This window comes from Dermatobacter hominis (assembly GCF_020715685.1).
Classification (GTDB): Bacteria; Actinomycetota; Acidimicrobiia; order Acidimicrobiales; family Microtrichaceae; genus Dermatobacter; species Dermatobacter hominis.
In genome coordinates this window covers 366,158-384,789 of the sequence record NZ_CP085840.1, presented here as the reverse complement: position 1 = coordinate 384,789, position 18,632 = coordinate 366,158, and the positions used below count along the sequence as shown (strand labels likewise).

Genomic DNA, 18,632 nt, shown 5'->3' with positions numbered 1-18,632 from the left:
GCAGTTGTCGGCACCTTCGATCCCCTCCTGTCTGGCAGCAACCCGATCGACCAGTCGGCTGGAGACTAAAGGATTTGAGCCGATGCACCGCTCCTCCCTTCCGCGGGTCGAGCGTCACACCCCATTCCTACGGTCTGAGCGATGGCCCGCTCCGATCGCGACCTCGTGCGCCTCGCCCAGTTCGCCGGCGTCGGCACCGCCGTCCACGACCAGTTCCAGCGGTACCCGGACCGGCGGGCCGCTCTCGAGCAGGGACGAAACGCCAAGCTCGACTGTCGGCTGTTACGTCTGCGGCCTCGACTTGTCGATCGAGAGCAGTTGGGCCTCGTCAGCGGTCTTGGCAGCGTGGTGAACGCTGCACAACAGTTGCAGGTTCTTCGGGTCGTTGATCGCCGATGGTGCCCAGCCGGCCGCTGCGAGCAGGGAGCCCCGCCAGATGTGGTCGAGCTCGAGACCGGACGTCTGGCCGCACCCAGCGACTGCGCACCGCTCGCCGTCCCGTTCGACGACGAGGTGGCGGAGCTTCTGCCACTCGGGTGAGTCCGAGCGCCACGAAGCATCCTCGACCCGAAGCCCGGCGGTTCGTACCGATCGCTCGTCGAGGGCGAGCAGCAGAGATGCGACCTGTTGGTCATCGAGTCGCTCTACCAGTGTCGCTACCGAGCCCCTCACCTCGATGATTCCGTTGTCGGCGAGTACTCCGAGCGGATACCGCCGATCCCACCGAAGGTCAGGATGGCGGGCCTGGATGGCGCGACGGATATCGCTGATGTCGACCTCGCCACCTGCTTCTGCGATGACCCGCAACGCAATCGGTTGAAACTGTCGGCGCAGAGCGGGCTTCATCCTGTACCGGACGTAGTCCTCCGTGTTTGATGACACTCGGCGTCCTCAACCGCACAAGTTCGGTGTGGAGGCGTCGAGCGCCCGGTACGCGTCTTGGCGAGGATGTCGGTCGTAGCCGTCAAGACCGTCATAGCGAGCATGAGCCAAACCTTCAGCGAGCAGAACGGTTCCCAAGTCGGTCTGGTTGAAGGTGATGTAGCCAAGCTCGCGGCCGTATCGGTCTCGTTCGTCGTGGCCGGCCACCGTGATGACCGCGACCTCGCGACCACCGACGAGCTGCTCGACGCGTTGCTTGGCCTCGTTGAAGCCGCAGTCGCCGCGCTCAGGGGTGTCGATCCCGATGATGCGCACCCGTTCTCCGTTGACGTCGACAGTGTCGCCGTCAACGACGTGGTCCACCGTGCCGGTTCGACAGCCAGCCAGGGCTACCGCCGCGGTCACGAGCAGCGCTGCGATCGCGCGTCGGCGGGTCACTCGAATCGGCGTGCCTTCGGCACGAGGTGGATGGCCCCGGTCTTGGAGTGGACGACGATGTAGCGGACCTGGCTCAGCCGTCCCCGCGCGAGGAAGGCGAGGAGCCCAGCCAGGATGAGGCCCGATGCGAGCGCAGCCATCGGCACGCTGCTGCCGCCCGTCTGGGCGAGTTGGCCAGCTGAGCTCGCGCCCGAGCTCGTCGAACCGCTCGACACTGAGGAGGCCGACTCGCTCTCGCACGCGACGCCCGGGATGCCTCCCTCGTCCAGTCGGTAGGGGTCCGAGCCGACGACCCTGAAGTCCTTCGTCGGGACGTCGTCGCAGTTGATCGTGTCGCCTGCAGCGATCGGGACGCACGCACCGCTGTAGTTCGGATCGCAGCCGCCCTGCTGGGCGGTGTTCGCCAGCACGGCAGCTGCGGCAGTCGTCGTGGTCGTGGGCGGAGTGGTCGTCGTCGTGGAAGGGGCAGGAGGCGCCGTGGTCGTCGTCACGGTGCCGTCCGGGTTGCCGTACCGAGGCACGCCGTCATCGGTCTCGCAGGCCACCCCGTCGTCATCGCGGTCGAGGCCCGACGAGTAGCCCGGCTGACCACGCTGCATGTTGAAGTAGCCAGCAGCCGCCGCATCCGCACAGCTCGAGAACGACCGGCCAACCGCGGCCGCCTCCACCGACGGAGCGGGCTCGACTGGCGGAACGGTGGTGACCACCGTCGGCTCGGTCACTTCCGAACCTTCATTGGCGCCCGCCGTGCCCTGAGCCCAACACAACGTCACGCCGAGCGCGATGACGAGCGCGACAACTCTTCTCGAACGCATGATTTCCCTCCCTCGCCTGTGCAGAGAGTACGTGCGGAGGTGACGGCGCTCAACCCGGCGGGAAGCTCCGCAGACTCTCACTGTTAGGACGGCATGCAATGGCCCGTCATTTCTCGCTTCTGACGACAAGTCACAACCGAATCGGTGGTCAGATGTCCGGAGAGCCGGCGTTGAGGAGCGGCTACCCGGTCGACTGCCGTCGGTTCGCCTCGTCATGGCGGCGTCGACGAACTGTCGAGGAGTTGTCGTTCGGGCTCGTGGCCGACACCGCTCCGCGCGAACGGGCGCGGCTTCGTGCCGGCCGCGCCGCCTAAGCGACCTACCAGTTGATGGTCACGTCGCCGCGCGGGAAGGCCGAGAACTCGTTCAGGCTCGGCGCCGACGTCACAGTTATCCCGTACTTATGCTTCCCGGCGAGAAGGGGAACGGGGTTCGTCTGATTGAGTGTCTGGTTGCCCCCCGCTGGGACTGCTTGACAGCTTTCGGAGCCCGGGATCGGTGTTGCTCCCGGAACGATCGCACCCTCGGTCGTCTCCACGAGCGCCACACACACGGTTCCGCCGACCGGGTCAAACACTGCGTGGTGGAAGGAAATCGTCGCACCTGACGGATACATCGCCGAGTCCAGCCCGACGGTGATGACGTGGCCCCAAGGCACAACCACCTCGCTGAGACCCTCTGGCCCGCTGCCAGTGCTCGGGGGTGCTCCCGCATTGGGTTGGTTCGGCGCACATGCCGCCACAGCGGCGAGTCCCACGCACGCAACTGCCGTCCACAAAATTCGCTTCACGATGCCCTTCCTGCCCAACCGGTACACAGCGGCGTCAGCGTGACACACCCGGACCGGAGGCGGCGACTCGGCCCCGCGGGCGGTCCCATCCTCGCCCAAGACCGGCGCCGGTACCGAAGTCTCGCAATGTCAGGCGTAGCCGATCCGGTACGTGAGCATGAACGGGCGCGTCTCAGTGCCCCCTGGGCCGCCTAGTCGCGGTCGTGGTCCGTCTCTCGGATCGGCCGGACCGTGCCGAGGCAGGACATGTGGCAACGGCGCCCGTAGCGGTCGGTCACAAGTGGTCGGCCGGCATCGCGGATGGGCCGGCCGCATCGTGCGCAGATCGTGTCTCCCATGCGTCCAGTGAACCGGATGGCTGCAATGCGCCACGGGCGACCTAAGCCGTCACACAGACCAGCGGGGACGGATCTGACGGCACTGTCCACACGTCGGCGCGACGCTGGCCACCAAGAGCACCGGTGTCCCGCGGATAGCGGGACACCGGCAGCAGAAGCGATCAGATGCAGCTGTTCGAGTCGTTGTAGTTCGGGTACGCCTGGGGGTGATCGTCGATCCAGTAACGCGGTACCGAGTTGACAACCCTGTGGCCTCGGGCGACGAGGCAGTTGTAGGCGTTGCCGGTTTCGATCCAGCGTCTCGTCCAGTCAAAGCCAATTACATACGCGTCACCATCGTCAGTGCGAGCGATGTCACCTGGGTTCACCCTGACGCACTCTGCGGGTTCTTGCGGGGAGAACTGACTGATCAGAGATCCGATGTTGCCGTAGAGCGGGACGTTCTGGGCTCGGAGGCACTCGAATGTGCCGCCGTCGGGGATGGCGTGTCGCCATCCTCGCTTGTCGATGTAGTACGAGGCCGAGCCTTGTTGGACGATCGTCCCGTAGGCAGTTGTCCGGTTGTTCCACGTACATGATGAGACATCGGAGCCTCGCGCTTGATCGAGGATCCAGTAGCGCGGATAAGGGCTGTAGAGCCTCGAACCGTTCGCTCTGAGGCAGTCGAACACTTCACCAGTCGTGATGTGGCGGAGTTCGCCGCTTCCGCCGATGAGGTAGGAGTCGCCGTCACCGGCCCGAGCGATGCTGCCAGCAGCTGGCGTGATGTAGCAGAACGCCTCCTCGTAACGTCTCGCTTCTACAAGGTGCATCGGCACCCAGATTCCGGAGTAGGAGATCGTAGGGCAATCGAATGGGTCATCGTCCCAAATGTGGGTATCGCCGCGCTTGTCGATGTAATGCCAATCGCCACCAATGCCTGCACACCCTCCAGGATTGTCGATTCCGCATGGCCACATCTCGCCCGGTGACACGATCGAACCGCGAGCCTGGGCCATACAGTCAAACGAAGGGTAAGTGGCAGCCTTCGGCTGATCGTCGATCCAGTACCGCGGCACCTCCCAGAGGAATTTGTTGCCGAGACATTCATAGGTTCGACCGTCGCGGATCCAACTGAGCGACCCGTTGGCATTGAGGAAGTAGGCGTCACCGTTGACCGGGTGCCGGACAACGGTGATGCCGCGGTGGGCCTTAACGCACTTGGCGTGCTCCCACTCCTGCATCTGGTTGATCGTCGTGACGTCGCCGTCCACGGCCGGGCCGGTCTGTGCGACGAGACACTCGAAGGTGCCGCCGTCCGGGATCCAATGCTTGGTGTTGCGCAGATCTACATAGTAGCTGCGTCCATCTGCGAGCCTGACGACGCGACCTGTGTAGGTCGGTGTCGCGGGACTCGGCTTCGCGCACGAGAGTGCGCCGGTCGCGGAGATCTCCGGCGCAGCCGTAGCAGGACCAGTCGTTGAAGCGCGGACGAGACAACGCCCGATCTCGGGTGCGGATAGAGACGGGCTGTAGCCCATCGTGAGAGCCGCGATGCCGGTGACCATCGGCGCAGCCATCGACGTGCCGGACATCGAGGTGATCTCGTGGTCACAGAACACGGAGCCGTTGTCCCGACATGCGTTCCGTCGTTGAACCGGTCCCGAGATTCCGGCACCAGGGGCCGCTACCTCGGCACCTCTCTGCGAGAAGTCTGTGAGAGTGGTTCCTGCACCCTTGGCCGTCGCGCCCACCGAGACCACATGATCGAATTCGTCGGCGACTGCGCCCGGCAAGGAATCCTCAACCGAAAGGTTGCCGCAGTTGCCAGCTGCGAGTACGAACAGCCGGTTACGAATGTCGGGGTGCGAGAAGAACTCGCGCCACTTAGGCGACCATGCCGCAACCGCGGCCGAGTTCTTCTCACAGCCCCTGCTCTCCGATGCGCCGGCCGCAGTCCACGAGAAGTTCACGACCCGAACGTCCGTCCCATTCAACCAACTCTTCAGCTCGTTCAACAGCTGATCACCCCCGACACCGAGGATGTCGAAGAGGTGGAGACGGCAATCCTGGGCCGCGCCGACGAGCCAGCCGTCACCGTCTTTCGAGCATGCCGTGCCTGCAACGTGGGTCCCGTGAGCGTCTGCAACTTCGTTCCGCACACGATCGAGCTCCGAAAGGGCGGCGCTCGACATCTGGTAGGACGACACAACACCCTTCAGCTGAGGATGGCTCCTGTAGATGCCCAAGTCGGCGATGCCGATCGAGGTGTTTCCACCGCGACCGATGCCCCACGCAGCTGGAAGCCCAGTTTGGCGCTGCGGCCATGTGTAGGCATCCCAATTGTCGCCGTAGCCGCTCCAATCGGCGGGGTCCCCAGTGTTGGAGTCAAGCAACCACACAGGTTCGGCCCAAGAGATCACGGCGTCGTCGGACATCAGGTCTGCGACGGCTGCCTCGGCGAGCGGACGGCTGTCGAATCGAGCCCGGTAGGTGCCGAAGTCAAAGTCTGAGGCCGTGAGCTTCCCGCCGAATCGTTCGACGGTCGACTGCACGGCCTCAGGAGTAGCTGCTGGTGCGGCGATGACCGCGAGTTCATCCGGAAGGATGAATTGGCCGCTTCCATCATCGACGTACCTCGAGGCATCGGGCGTGTCATAGCCCTCCGGGACACCGCCAGGCGATCGCACGTTGACAGTGACGTTCACCGTCGACGTCGCAGACCGACCATCGGGGCACGCCGCGCCGTCGGACACGATCTCTCTGCACCATGCCACGGACACCTCGGTCGTTCGTACGGCGGGTGTAGACGTGGCGGAGGCAGTGGCCACGATTCTCGCCGCTGACGGCGATGATGCACCCGGGCCTCCGGTCACGGTGATCCCATCGAACTCAACAGCCGATACGGACAACACCTGTGCGGCGCCAGGCACGGGCACCTCGGCGGCATCCACGGTGCCCGTCATCAATTCGATGCTCGTGGTCAATTGAGGGGCCGGTTCAGCTGGCGGGTCTGGCACGCACCCAGCAGCGACAAGCACCACTGACATCCCAACCAGCAGCCGACGCCTACGCCGACCCGACACCGCCCGCATACGCGCGCTAGATGAAACCTCGCCCACGATTCCTCCCTCACATCCCAAACCCAAGACAAACGTAGCAGTGGCTCGGGGATGGATACGCAAATGTCGCGCCGTAGTGAGGTGCTGAGGGCGTGCCGATGGAAAGCCGCCTGCTGTCAGCCGACATTGTTCGTTGTCGGCGCCGAGCTCAGTGACGACTCTCGTACGACCTTTCACCGTGATCGATCTACTCGCAGAGGTTCGGCGTCACGACGTCGATGTAACGGTACGCGTCCTGGCGTGGGTGCCGGTCGTATCCGTCGAGGTCGTCGTAGCGGGCGTGCGCGAGGCCTTCTGCGATGAGCACGGTGCCGAGGCCGGTCTGGTTGAAGGTGATGTAGCCGAGCTCTCGCCCCCATCGGTCGGTCTGGTCGTGGCCGGTCAACGTGACGACAGCGACTTCCTTACAAGCGACGAGCTCCCGTACCCGCTCCTTGGCTATTGACTGCGCCCGTCCTGGACTCGTTGAACAAGACGACCGCAAGGACAACGGCGCCGACCACTCCGACCCATCCGACACCCTCGAGCATCCCGGCCACAACATCGACGTGGCGGCCGCCGAGCGACGACTGGGAACGAAGGCTGATGCGGTGGCGGCGCTATTGACGACATCAGGCGATCCTCGGTTAGCACCCCGCTGCGGTCAATCGTGACTAGTCCCCCCGAACCGGCGGGTGGTGGCGGTGCGGGCCACGCCCGAGAAACGGTCACCGCCATGACGGCGGCACCCACAAGACGCCATCCAGGCGGCAGACCTCCGGCCGAACCGGGCAGTGATCGGGGCACTCCTTGCTGTGCTCCCGCAGGCATCCGCCCGGCTCTCCGAGCCAGCGCGTCGACCAACGGAGCGTGATCTCCTCGCCCGTCTCGACGCACACGCCAGCCGACCAAGGCACCTTCGTCCGCTTTGCGTTCGTCATCTGAGCTCCGGCCGCCCTGTTGCACCGGCGATGACAGGGGGCCACGTTCGTCGGATCGAGCGCCCGGGACGGGTCCACAGCCACCGGCACCAGGTGGTCGACGTCGATCGGCTCGTCTGGCCGGATGAAGGCGCCACACCGATGGCAGGTGGCGCCCGACGCCCGCACCGACGCCTGAACGGAGCGGCGGATGCGCTTCCAAGCGGCCGTGCCTCGAGGATCCCGTGTCATGAGGACCCCCCCATGCCTCGGGGAGAGAGACGGGTCCAGAGCGGAGTGGAGGGCGCCGAGAGGCTCCCCCTAGAACCCGACCGCGCCTTTAGGGCCAGGTTCCGAGGATCCTCCATCCCGCTCTGGACCGTGTTGTGTGTCGACGATTTCACGCCGCGTCGTCCGGCATGTCGGCGACGAGCTCTCCGAGGAGCGTGGCGAGCTGGTCGAGTCGGGCGGCGACGTGCGGGCGGTGCTCGTTCGGCACCTGGGCGACCCAGACGCGGAGTCGGTCGAGTCGGAGTGTCGAGGTCGTCGTCGGCGCGGTATCGGGTGGGGGTGGTGAGGGGGTTCGTCATGGTCTTCCTCTGTGGTCGTGCCACCGCTGCACCCCCTCTGTAGAGGGGGGGTGCAGCGAGTAGTGGCTGTGCGAGTAGGGGCGAGTAGTGCGCGAGTAGCGGTAGGACAGGGGTCTGAGCAGGGCCGAGTAGTCGTGCGGCAGGTACTCGGTCCAAGTGGGGCGAGTAGGGGGTCCGAGTAGTGATCACCGCACGTCCGTGACGTCGATCGAGCGGTAGGTCGCGGGGTTGTTTGGGTCGCCGCCACCTGTCTTCGTGGCGAGCCCCCGCGCCACCAGCGCCTCGAGCCGGCGCCTGGCGCGGTCCCGGCTGGTCTTGGTCGGTTCCTTGCTGGTCATAGCCCTGGCCGCGTCGGGCACCTGGCCGCCTGCGTCGCCGCGCATCCGGAGCCATGCGAGCGGGTCCCAACCGCGGGTGACCTGCATGGTCCCGGCGAACGTGTCGATCTCGACCGAGAGGGGGCCGACGGGCGTGGACGGCGTCTTGAGATGGATGAGCTCGGCTGACCCGGAACCGGCCTCGCCCCACAGCAGGACGACGGAACCTGCGCCGGCGGTGATCCAGGTCGATCCGTAGACGTCCTCGAGCCGGTTGGGTTTCGCGCCCTGCTGGCCTTTGCGCTGGTGGTGCAGCGACACGGTCGGGCGTCCTTCGGCGCAGCAGAGCTGCACCGCGCGGTTGAAGCTGCCGCCGGACTCGTCGTCGCTGACCTTGGAGATCGTGTCCTTCACCGAGTCGATGACGACGCGGTCGGCTTGGGCCTCCGCAGCGAGCGCGACGAGGAGCTCCGGGTTCTTGCCGAGGTCTTCGTCGAGCGGCCTCGGGTGGACGATCAGGCGCTCGTCGAGGGCCGCCTCGTCGGCTTCGGTGAAGATGCGGCGCATGGCACGTCGGATCTGTGCGGGGCGGTCGAGAGCCAGGAACAGGACCCGATCGCAGGGGGTGACGGGGTATCCGAGAACGTCGTCGCCGAGGCTGACCATCGACCGGACGAGCAGCGCGGCGAGTGTGGTCTTGCCGACGCCGGTCGGTGCGGCGATCACGAGGGGTTCGTCGTCGGGCCAGAGGATCTCGTCGTCCCGTCCCCAGATTGGCGGCTTCTCCTCGTATTGCTCGAAGAGCCAGGAGCCAGCGGGGCGCAGGCGTGGCATGCGGTCGTGGTCCTCGGCGACGGTTTCGATGTCGAGGACGGCGTCGATCTGGTCTCGCAGGTAGGTCAGCGAGCTCAGGCTTCGGCCACTGCGCCTGTCAGAGTCGGTGTGGGCTGCGTCCTCGCTGCTCTGTCTCTTGCCGGTGCGAGGATCTCGGCCGTTTGCGAGCCGTGCCGCCCGTAGCCGCTCTAGGGCGTCGTCTGAGTTCACGATGCGGGCTCCCATTGGCCTCGTACGAGGCGGGCGTAGTCGCCGTTGTCGTCGGCCTCGGTGAACAGGGCCAGGGGGTAGACGCAGCCGAGGTCGGTGACGGCCCAGCCGATGACCTCGGCTCGTTCCTCTATCCAGCGGATTCGCCCGTCCCGGCGCCGTTGGTTGCGCCGGACCTCGATGTGGAAGGAGTTCACCTCGGGCAGGACGCCGGCGACGTGCTCCCCGGTGTCGTGGATCGTGGCGAGGGCGCTCATCTGTTGACCGCCTCGAGCGCCTCGTGGAGCCAGATGGTGGCGAGGGCTCGGCCGCCGAGCTGCTCCCGCAGTAGCTCGGCCGCCCGCTCGGGGTCGCGGTCGAGGCGTAGCAGCCCACCGAGGACGCGTTCTCGCTGACGGGTCCAGTGGTCGAGGCTGCCGGCGCTGTAGCGGTCCGCTGTGACGGCGGAGCTGTCGCTACGATTGCGGCTGATCGAGCCCGCCACCAGCGTCTTGGTCACCGAGGGGCGCCCGGCCGAGGGCGCCTCTCTCGCGTCTGGGTCCGTCATGCCGCGCTCGACTGCTGCTCCACCCAGGCGAGCAGTTCATCGCGGGGGTAGAGGAGCTTGCGGCCGATGCGGCTAGCGGGCGGGCCGGTGCCGTTCGTGCGCCATGCGTACAACGTGGCTTTTGGCGTCCTGAGGATCGCCGCCACCTCGTCGACGAGGAGAAATCCCGGCAGGTCTGGGGTCTCGGAGGAGGTCATGAGACCCACCGAACCGCACGATCTGAGTTTGTTCAAACACCCTGAAAAGTGCGCGAGGCCGTGTGATTACGCGTGACGACTCGTGCCGACTGGTGACGAATCGGCTGTGACGGATATCACACTTGTCGTTCCAGAACCTCTCCGATGAGCGTCGCCGCCCCACGGTCCTTCGCCGGGAGCGCGTGAGAGTACGTGCCGAGGGTGATCACGGGCGTCGAGTGCCCGAGGCGCTCTGCGACCGTCACGGGATCCACACCGGCGGCGATGAGCACGCTCGCGTTCGTGTGCCGCAAGTCGTGGAACCTGACCCCCTCGAGCCCTGGCACCTTCTTGCGGAGCGTCGCCCACCGGTGCGTCACCGTGTCGGGCCACCACGGGTCCCGTCCGTCGGGGCGCTGCGACCAAATCCAAGTCGTCGGCTTCAGATCCACCCCGAACGCCAGAGCGTCCTCCTGACACTCCGACCGCCACGCCTTCAGGGCGGCCACGGTGGCATCGTCGATGGAGACCGAGCGCACCTTGCCCGTCTTCGGCGTGCCGATGTGAAGCCGGCGACCATCGCCAGTGACGTTGCGGGTGAATGCCACGATTCCGACGTCCAGGTCGACGTCGCCCCATTGAAGTCCGAGGAGCTCGCCACGACGGGCGCCGGTGGCGATGGCTACCCGCAGCAGGACGGCGAGGTCCGAGGGCGCAGCGGCGATGGCAGCGAGCACGTCCGGCAGCTCTGCGGTTGTCGCCTTCGATGGGGGGCGCTGTGGCGCCCGAGCATTCACCACGGGATTGCGGGTGACCTGCTCGAGGCGGATGGCGTCGTTCCACGCCGCTCGGAGAGTGCGGCGAACGAGCGCCGCCATCGACGGCCGGTCGCCCATTGCGTCGAGGAACCGCTCGACGTCCGACACCTTCACCCGATCGATCCGCATGGTGCCGAGCGGTGAGCCTGCGACTGCCTCGACTGCGTAGCGGTACGCCTCGACAGTCGACGGCTTCAGCCGCCTTCGGGCACCGGCGAGGTACTGCTGCAGCAGCTGGTCGACGGTCATGACCGAGGTAGCGGCGGTGCCGTCTTCAACCTCTCTGATCAGTGCCCTCAGCGCCCGTTGGGCAGTTGTCGGAGTTCCGCGGTGCACCCTGCCGAGCTGGCGGCGCTTGCCGGTGACCGGGTCGTTGCCGGCGTCGACTCGCAGCTGATAGCGGTCCCCGCCCAGGTGTCGGACTGTTCCCCTCATACCACCACGGTGCCACGATCCGGTGACACCGATGTGGCATATGTCGTGGCACGCTCAGAAAACAGCGTCGGCCCCCGCATCTCTGCGGGGGCCGACGCCTTGTATCTACTGGCCTGTCTTGCTGTCGGGCTGGGGAGATTCGAACTCCCGACCTCTTGACCCCCAGTCAAGCGCGCTAACCAAACTGCGCCACAGCCCGGGAGTCGGTCACCTTAGCGCCGACGCGCTCGGCGGCCGAACCCGGATCGGACGCCTCCGGGCCGCCTGGGCGACGGCGGCGCACCTGTGCCTGCGCTCAGCCGAGCAGCCACTGGATGCCCTGGACTAGGCGCCAGCCGAGGTAGATCACGACGGCGGCCAGCAGCAGCCAGAAGTGCCACGGAACCCCTGAGCTCTGGTCCTCCTCGCGCGGCGCAGCGGCCGACTGTGTGATCGCCGTCTCCGGGTCCGCGACGTGGTGGCCCTCCGGGCAGTCGCCCTCCGGTGTCAGCGTCGACGGCGTGTAGAACTTGCTGCAGTCCTCGCACCAGGGCACGACCGGCCTCGCTCCCCCGCCTCAGACCGGCGGCACGCCGTGGCGCCGGACCGAGAACGTCCGGTCCTTGCCGGCGGCACGCTGGAGGCGGCGGGCGATGTCGCTGCGCAGGTCCTCCCACTCGACGACGGCGTCGATCACGAGCTCGGAGGCGAGACGCAGCAGGTCCACGTCGGTCTCGTAGATCTCACGCTGCTCCTCGACGAACGCGGCCCGCTCGGCCTCGTCGTCGATGGCCGCGATCTTGTTGGCGAACACGGCGTTGACCGCCGCCTCGGGCCCCATGACGGCGATCTTGGCGGTCGGCAGCGCGATCGTGGCCACCGGCTCGAACGCCGGCCCCGACATGGCGTAGAGGCCTGCGCCGTACGCCTTGCGGACGATCACGGAGACCTTGGGGACGGTCGCCTCGCAGACGGCGGTGATCATCTTGGCGCCGTGGCGGATGATCCCCTCGCGCTCGACCTGCGAGCCGATCATGAACCCCGGCACGTCGGCGAGGAAGATCAGGGGCACCCCGAACGCGTCGGCGAGCCAGATGAACCGCGCCGCCTTGTCGGCGGAGTCCGTGAACAGCACGCCGCCCTTGTGCATCGGGTTGTTCGCGACGATGCCGACCGGTCGGCCCTCGAGCAGGCCGAAGCCGACCACCAGCTCGGGTGCGAACAGCGGCTTGATCTCGAAGAACGACTCGGCGTCGAGCAGCCCGTCGAGGACGTCGTGGACGTCGTAGCCCTGTGCCTCCTCGGCCGGGACGATGTCGGCGGTGAGCGGCCGGGCCGGCGGGACGGCGTGGTACTCGGGCGGATCCTCGCTCCACCGGCTGGGCAGGTACGTGAGGTAGGCCCGGGCCTGGTGGATGGCGTCCTCGTCGTCGACGGCGAGGTTGTCGCCGCAGCCCGACACCGTGGCGTGCATCCGGGCGCCGCCCATCTCCTCGAGCGAGACGATCTCGCCGATGACCATCTCGGCCATCCGGGGCGAGCCGAGGTACATCGACGCGTTGCCCTCGACCATCACCACCAGGTCGCAGAACGAGGGGATGTAGGCGCCGCCGGCGGCGGAGGGCCCGAACAGGCAGCACACCTGCGGGACCTTCCCCGACAGTCGGACCTGGTTGTAGAAGATCCGCCCCGCACCCCGGCGGCCGGGGAACAGCTCGACCTGGTCGGTGATGCGGGCCCCCGCCGAGTCGACCAGCCACACGACGGGGATCTCGTCGCGCAGCGCGGTCTCGGTGAGCCGGACGATCTTCTCGACGGTTCGGGCTCCCCAGCTGCCCGCCTTCACCGTCGGGTCGTTGGCCATCACCGCGACGGGTCGGCCGTCGATCTCGCCGACGCCGGTCACCACGCCGTCGGCGGGCAGGTCGGGGCTCATGTCGTCCCGGTAGGGGGCGTTGGCCAGGAGCTGGTCCTCGACGAACGTCCCGGGGTCGCACAGCAGCGCGATGCGGTCCCGGACGAACAGCTTCCCCTGGGCGGCGAGCTTCTCGGCGCCGGCGTCCAGGTTGCCCCGCCGGGCGCGGCCGGAGGCCGCGGCGAACCGGGCGGCGGGGTCCTGGACCCCGTCGCCCTCGCCATCCGCTGCGACGCCGTCCGCGTCCGGGGGCGCCACGTCAGTCCACCGACACCAGGTCGACGGTGAAGACCAGGTCCGCGTTGGCGGGGATCCCCGAGCCCTGCGGCGGGTTCTCGCCGTAGGCCATGGCGGCGGGGATGACGATCGTGCGCCGTCCGCCCTCCTTCATCCCGGGGATGCCCTCGCTCCAGCCCTGGATGACCTGGTCGAGCGGGAACTCGACCGCGCCGCCCATCTGCCAGGACGACTGGAACACCTCGCCGGTCGAGGCGACGGCGCCCACGTACTGCGCGTTCACCGTGGAGGTCGGAGTGGCCTCCTTGCCGGTGCCCTCGACGTCGTCGGTGATCTTCAGCTCGGTCACCGGGCCCTGGACGGCCGGGACCGTCGGCTCGCCGCGCGCCTCGACCGCGGCGGCGGCCTCGCTGTTCGACGAGCTCGCGCCGTCGGACCCGCTCGAGCTCCCGGAGCCGCTCGACGACCCGATCGAACCGCCGGACCCGCCGTCGGACACGATGGTGGTCGAGGTGCTGGACTCGTCGTCGTCGCCGCACGCGGCGGCCACGCCGCTCAGCGCGAGCAGGCCGACGCCGACCGCGGCGAGCGCACGCCGCGCCGGACCGATGCGGCCGGCGCTCGGCCCCGTCACCGCCACGACACGTCCACCAGGTCGACGGTGAACACCAGCGTCTCGTTCGGGGCGATGCCCGCACCGGGAGGCGGGTTGGCGCCGTAGGCCATGTCGCCGGGGATCACCAGCGTGCGACGGCCGCCGACCTTCATGCCGACGAGCCCCTCGCTCCAGCCGCGGATGACGCCGTCGAGCGGGAAGCTGATCGGAGCGCCGCGGTCCCACGACGCGTCGAACTGCGAGCCGGTCGAGGCCGACACGCCGACGTAATGGGCCGTGACGGTGGCACCGGGGGTGACCTCGTCGCCGCTGCCCTCGACCTCGTCGGTGATGACGAGCTCCGTCACCGCGTCGGTGGCGCCCAGCTGGGGCTTGCCCCGCGCCTCGATCTCGTCACGAACCTGGCTCATGGTCCTCCTCAGGGGTCCCGGAGGCCGTCATCGGCCCGGGTCGATCGTAGGGGCCGCCGGCCGGGACGCCGACGCTCCCGGAGCGGCGCCTCAGCACCGCTCAGCTGCCCCGGCGTCGCACGCGCATCTTGATCGGCGTGGCCTCGAGGCCGAACGCCTCCCGGAGCTGGCGCTCCAGGTAGCGCAGGTAGCTGGCGGGGATGGTCTTGTTGGCGAAGAGCGTGAACGTCGGCGGATCCGACGCGCCCTGCGTCGCATACAGCACCCGGGCGCCGTGCGGACCGGGCTGGGCCTGCTGGGCCCGCCGGATCACGTCGTTGACCTGACGGGTCGGGATGCGCGTGTGGTAGGCGTCGATCGAGTTCTCGAGCGCCGGCAGCAGCCGGTGCACGCCCCGGCCGGTGAGGGCCGAGATCCGCAGGACGGCCGCGTCGCCGAGGAAGTGCAGCCGCTGGCCCAGCTGGTAGAGCACGTCCTTGCGCTGGTCCTCGTCGAGCAGCTCCCACTTGTTCAGGAGCACCACGATCGGGCAGCCGGCGCCGTCGACCCGCTCGGCCAGCCGCTGGTCCTGGTGCGTGACGCCCTCGGTCGCGTCGATCACGAGCAGGGCGACGTCGGCCTCGTCGACCGCCTTCAGCGCCCGCACCATCGAGAAGTACTCGGTGCCCTCGTCGATGCGGGACTTGCGCCGCATGCCGGCGGTGTCGACGAAGCGGAGCGGCCCGATCTCGGTCTCGACGACCGTGTCGACGGCGTCGCGGGTCGTGCCGGGCATGTCGTGGACCACGGCGCGGTCCTCGCCGATGAGCCGGTTGAACAAGGTCGACTTGCCCACGTTCGGGCGACCCACGAGGGCGACGGAGATGACGCCCTCGCCCTCCTCCATGTCGGACTGCTCGGGCTCGGGCTCCTCCTCGGGCAGCTCGTCGACGATCACGTCGAGCAGGTCGCCGGTGCCACGGCCGTGCAGCGCCGAGATCGGGACGGGCTCGCCCAGCCCGAGCGCCATCAGCTCCCAGATGAGGGCCTCGTGGCTGGTGTCGTCGACCTTGTTCGCCAGGACGTGCACCGGTCGGTCGAGCGCCCGCAGCAGGTTGGCGACCTGGGCATCCTCCTCGGTGACGCCGACCTTGGCGTCGACGACGAACAGCACGACGTCGGCGTCCTTGATCGCCAGCTCCGACTGGTTCGAGACCTTCTTGTCGAGGTCGGACCCGCCCGCCATCCACCCGCCGGTGTCGACGAGCAGGAAGGGGCGGCCGCGCCACTCGGCCTCGACCTCCTTGCGGTCGCGGGTGACGCCCGGCTTCTCCTCGACGATCGCCACCCGCTTGCCGAGGATCCGGTTCATCAGCGTCGACTTGCCGACGTTCGGTCGGCCGACGATCGCAACGACGGGCAGGTCAGCCACGGGGGCCTCCGGTGACGGGCTCGGCGACCGCCGGCGCAGGTTCGGGTCCGAGCAGGGCCCGGCGCAGCGCCACCCCGTCGGTGGGGACGACCTCGACCCGGCGAGGCAGGTCCTCGGGCCGGGTCCCGTCGAGGAAGGCGCCCCGGGACAGGCAGACGTCGGGCAGCAGGTAGCGGTGCCCGGCGGGCTCCGCCTCGAGCGCCCGGGCGACGTCCTCGCCGACCATCAGGCCGGCCACGCCGATGTTGCCGCCGAACCACCGGTTCTCGACGGGCACGATCCGCACCCCGGCGCCGGCCAGCCCGCCGCGACCCGCCGCCGCCAGCACGTCGTCGAGCAGCGGGGCCAGGACCCGGGCGCCGTAGGCGCCGGTCAGGATGCCGACCGGGGCGTCGGCGGCCGGCCGGCGGGCGCCGAGCGAGACCGAGGTCGCGCCGCCACCGTCGGCGGGCGCGGCGGGCGCGCTGGACGCGACTGCGCCGCAGCCACCGTCGGTACGCGGCGCCCGGTAGCCGTCGGCCGGCGCGCCGTCGACCCACGAGAAGAACCCGGGCTGCACGCCGATGCCCTCGCCGGCCCGCCCGCCCAGCTCGGCCTCGAACGCGCGCGCCATGCCGATGCCGTCCTCGTGCATGCCGAAGTCGCCGTAGGTCGAGGCGTCGGGGAACGGCCGGTCGGCGAGCAGGTAGTACTCGTCGGCGGCGAACACCATCCGGTGCCCGAGCGTGGCCAGGAACACCTCCTGCCAGCGGTCGACGACGTCGACGACGGCCTGCGCCTCGGCCACCGTGTGGGGCCGCATGCGGGGCTCCCGGTTGTGGGCGCTGACGCCGAGCGGGACGACCGCCACGTCGGCCAGCTCCGGGTACTCGTCGAGCACGCCGCACAGGGTCCGGTCGAGGACGTCGCCGTCGTTCAACCCCGGGCACACGACGATCTGGCCGTGCACCTCGACGCCGTGGTCGAGCAGGGCCCGCAGCCACCGCAGGCTCGTCGCGCCGCGGCGGTTGCGCAGCAGCTCGACCCGGACGTCGGGGTCGGTGGCGTGGATGCTGACGTACAGGGGCGACAGGCCCTCGACCAGCACCCGCTCGAGGTCCGCCTCGGTGAAGCGGGTCAGCGTCGTGAAGTTCCCGTACAGGAACGAGAGCCGGTAGTCGTCGTCCTTCAGGTACAGGCTCCGACGCATCCCGGGCGGCAGCTGGTGGATGAAGCAGAACTCGCAGTGGTTGTCGCAGGTGCGCACCTCGTCGAAGACCGGCGAGTCCACCTCGAGGCCCAGCGGCTCGCCGTGCTCCTTCGAGATCTCGACGCTCAGCTCGATGCCGCCGCGGCGCAGCTCCAGCTCCACCTCGGCCTCGTCGGACAGCACGCGGAACTCGATGACGTCCCGCAGCGGGCGTCCGCCGATCGCGACCAGCTCGTCCCCGGGCGCGACGCCGCCCTCGGCGGCCGGGGATCCGGGCGCGACGGCGACGACGGTGGCGAGGGACACGGCCGACCATGGTACTTGCCGACGACCTATGCTCCCGGGCGGCGGATGAGCTGAGGGGGTGCCCGGTGGGCGAGGTCGATCTGATGGTTGCGATGGGCGCGTGCGGACAGCCGCACCGGACCGCGAGCCGACGCCGTCGGCGGGCGTTCGCCACGGCTGCCGTGGCCGCGCTGGCGCTGCTGGCCGCCGCCTGCGTGCCCGAGCCCCCGGCCCCGGCCACGGGAACGAGCCCGAACGACGCGCCGAGGGCGTCCGAGGCCGCGTACACCGAGCTCGGCCCCCACGAGGTGGGCGTGACCACGCTCCAGCTCGCCGACCGCTCGGTCGAGGTCTGGTACCCGGCCGACGCCGCCCAGATCGGCGACACGCCGGCCGAGGCGTACCACATCCGCGACTTCGTGCCGCCGAGCTTCGACGCGCTGATCCCGCCCGACGTGGACCCGCCGTTCCAGACGATCGCCCACCGCGACGTCCCGGCCGACGACGCGGACGGCCCGTATCCGCTGGTGCTGTTCTCGCACGGCTTCGCCAGCTACCGGCTGCAGTCCACGAAGCTGACGACGCACCTCGCGTCCTGGGGCTTCGTCGTGATCTCGCCCGACTACCTCGAGCGTGGCCTCGGCAGCGTGCTCGGCGAGGGCCCGGCCGTCTCCCGCCCCGACACCACGATCGCCGACGAGGCGATCCAGGCCGTGAAGGCGCAGGACGCCGCGCCCGACAGCGTGCTGTCGGGCATCGTCGACTCCTCGAGCGTGTACCCGGTCGGCCACTCCGCCGGCGGTGGCACCTCGATCCGGCTGCTGGCCCGGCCCGACGTGCACTCGGCCATCCCGCTGAGCGCCGGCGTCTCGCTGCTGAGCATCGTGCAGGGCACCGCGCCCGCCCTCCCGGCCGACAAGGCCGTCATGTGGCTCAGCGGCATCCAGGACGGCGTCGCGTCGATCGACGGCGTCCGCACCGGCTACGACTACACCGCCGGGCCCAAGAGGCTCCTCGAGCTCGACGGTGCGGGCCACAACAACGCCTTCTCGGACATCTGCGAGATCGGCGGCGGCGGTGTGATCGCCTTGGCGCTCGCCACCGGCCTGCCGCTCCCCGACTTCCTGCTGCAGCTCGGCAACGACGGCTGCCCGACGCCGCCGTTCACCGACTCGCCGGTGCTGTGGCCACAGGTCGCCCACCTCGTGACAGCGGAGCTGCGGTACCGCTCCGGGCTCGACCCCGAGCCGGTCGGGTTGGGCGACGGCGTCCTGGCGTCGCTGCCGAACGTCGCCACCTACCGCCACGCGCCCTGACACCCGGCCGGTCCGAGTCGGCCAGGGCAGGGCGCGCTACCCCAGCCGGCACGGCGGCGGGCGCGGCGCCCCGTAGGCTCGTGA

18 protein-coding genes and 1 tRNA gene are annotated in these 18,632 nt (G+C 68.9%); 2 read left to right on the top strand and 17 right to left on the bottom strand.

Features of this window, described 5'->3' with window-relative positions; translation table 11 throughout:
- The first annotated feature begins 141 nt into the window (after positions 1–141).
- The gene (locus LH044_RS01815; RefSeq protein ID WP_227758087.1) at positions 142–540 is read left to right on the top strand and encodes a hypothetical protein; all 399 of its coding nucleotides are present in this window, start codon (positions 142–144) and stop codon (positions 538–540) included.
- A gap of 351 nt (positions 541–891) precedes the next feature.
- Here LH044_RS01815 and LH044_RS01810 read toward each other — a convergent pair whose 3' ends face one another.
- The 17 genes from LH044_RS01810 to LH044_RS01730 all read right to left on the bottom strand — a co-directional run bounded on the left by LH044_RS01810 (position 892) and on the right by LH044_RS01730 (position 17,253).
- Positions 892–1,320: a thermonuclease family protein gene (locus LH044_RS01810; protein ID WP_227758086.1), complete on the bottom strand. Its 429-nt coding sequence runs from the start codon at positions 1,318–1,320 to the stop codon at positions 892–894.
- The gene (locus LH044_RS01805) at positions 1,317–2,042 is read right to left on the bottom strand and encodes an excalibur calcium-binding domain-containing protein (protein ID WP_227758085.1); all 726 of its coding nucleotides are present in this window, start codon (positions 2,040–2,042) and stop codon (positions 1,317–1,319) included. The genes LH044_RS01810 and LH044_RS01805 overlap by 4 nt, the downstream gene beginning before the upstream one ends.
- A 1,382-nt stretch (positions 2,043–3,424) precedes the next feature.
- Complete coding sequence (locus tag LH044_RS01800; protein WP_227758084.1) at positions 3,425–6,208, bottom strand: S8 family peptidase; 2,784 nt, start codon at positions 6,206–6,208, stop codon at positions 3,425–3,427.
- Positions 6,209–6,551: 343 nt separating this feature from the next.
- Positions 6,552–6,908: a thermonuclease family protein gene (locus tag LH044_RS01795; protein WP_227758083.1), complete on the bottom strand. Its 357-nt coding sequence runs from the start codon at positions 6,906–6,908 to the stop codon at positions 6,552–6,554.
- Between the two features lie 163 nt (positions 6,909–7,071).
- Positions 7,072–7,515 (bottom strand): HNH endonuclease, encoded by a 444-nt coding sequence (locus tag LH044_RS21970; RefSeq protein ID WP_227758082.1) that lies wholly within the window; start codon positions 7,513–7,515, stop codon positions 7,072–7,074.
- A 523-nt stretch (positions 7,516–8,038) separates the two neighbouring features.
- Positions 8,039–9,214, bottom strand: coding sequence for an AAA family ATPase (locus LH044_RS01785; protein WP_227758081.1), 1,176 nt, complete (start codon positions 9,212–9,214; stop codon positions 8,039–8,041).
- Complete coding sequence (locus LH044_RS01780; RefSeq protein WP_227758080.1) at positions 9,211–9,471, bottom strand: hypothetical protein; 261 nt, start codon at positions 9,469–9,471, stop codon at positions 9,211–9,213. The genes LH044_RS01785 and LH044_RS01780 overlap by 4 nt, the downstream gene beginning before the upstream one ends.
- Positions 9,468–9,713: a hypothetical protein gene (locus tag LH044_RS01775; RefSeq protein ID WP_227758079.1), complete on the bottom strand. Its 246-nt coding sequence runs from the start codon at positions 9,711–9,713 to the stop codon at positions 9,468–9,470. Before LH044_RS01775 ends, LH044_RS01780 begins: the two co-directional genes overlap by 4 nt.
- Positions 9,714–9,757: 44 nt before the next feature.
- A complete protein-coding gene (locus LH044_RS01770; RefSeq protein ID WP_227758078.1) occupies positions 9,758–9,958 on the bottom strand; it encodes a helix-turn-helix domain-containing protein in 201 nt (66 codons plus the stop codon).
- A gap of 116 nt (positions 9,959–10,074) precedes the next feature.
- Positions 10,075–11,190 carry a tyrosine-type recombinase/integrase gene (locus LH044_RS01765; protein ID WP_227758077.1) on the bottom strand — a complete coding sequence of 372 codons (1,116 nt, stop codon included), beginning with the start codon at positions 11,188–11,190 and terminating at the stop codon, positions 10,075–10,077.
- A 124-nt stretch (positions 11,191–11,314) separates the two neighbouring features.
- Positions 11,315–11,389, bottom strand: a tRNA-Pro gene (locus tag LH044_RS01760).
- Positions 11,390–11,485: 96 nt separating this feature from the next.
- Positions 11,486–11,725: a hypothetical protein gene (locus LH044_RS01755; protein WP_227758076.1), complete on the bottom strand. Its 240-nt coding sequence runs from the start codon at positions 11,723–11,725 to the stop codon at positions 11,486–11,488.
- 21 nt (positions 11,726–11,746) lie between these two features.
- Positions 11,747–13,342, bottom strand: coding sequence for an acyl-CoA carboxylase subunit beta (locus LH044_RS01750; protein WP_227758075.1), 1,596 nt, complete (start codon positions 13,340–13,342; stop codon positions 11,747–11,749).
- A 1-nt stretch (position 13,343) separates the two neighbouring features.
- A complete protein-coding gene (locus LH044_RS01745) occupies positions 13,344–13,955 on the bottom strand; it encodes an FKBP-type peptidyl-prolyl cis-trans isomerase (RefSeq protein WP_227758074.1) in 612 nt (203 codons plus the stop codon).
- Entirely contained in the window at positions 13,952–14,347 is a 396-nt protein-coding gene (locus tag LH044_RS01740; protein ID WP_227758073.1) for an FKBP-type peptidyl-prolyl cis-trans isomerase, read from the bottom strand. The genes LH044_RS01745 and LH044_RS01740 overlap by 4 nt, the downstream gene beginning before the upstream one ends.
- A 100-nt stretch (positions 14,348–14,447) precedes the next feature.
- Entirely contained in the window at positions 14,448–15,758 is a 1,311-nt protein-coding gene (gene der / locus LH044_RS01735) for a ribosome biogenesis GTPase Der (protein WP_227758072.1), read from the bottom strand.
- The gene (locus tag LH044_RS01730; protein ID WP_227758071.1) at positions 15,751–17,253 is read right to left on the bottom strand and encodes a DUF512 domain-containing protein; all 1,503 of its coding nucleotides are present in this window, start codon (positions 17,251–17,253) and stop codon (positions 15,751–15,753) included. The genes der and LH044_RS01730 overlap by 8 nt, the downstream gene beginning before the upstream one ends.
- Before the next feature lie 65 nt (positions 17,254–17,318).
- Here LH044_RS01730 and LH044_RS01725 point away from each other — a divergent pair, with 65 nt between their 5' ends.
- Positions 17,319–18,548: an alpha/beta hydrolase family protein gene (locus LH044_RS01725; protein WP_227758070.1), complete on the top strand. Its 1,230-nt coding sequence runs from the start codon at positions 17,319–17,321 to the stop codon at positions 18,546–18,548.
- Positions 18,549–18,632: the final 84 nt, after the last annotated feature.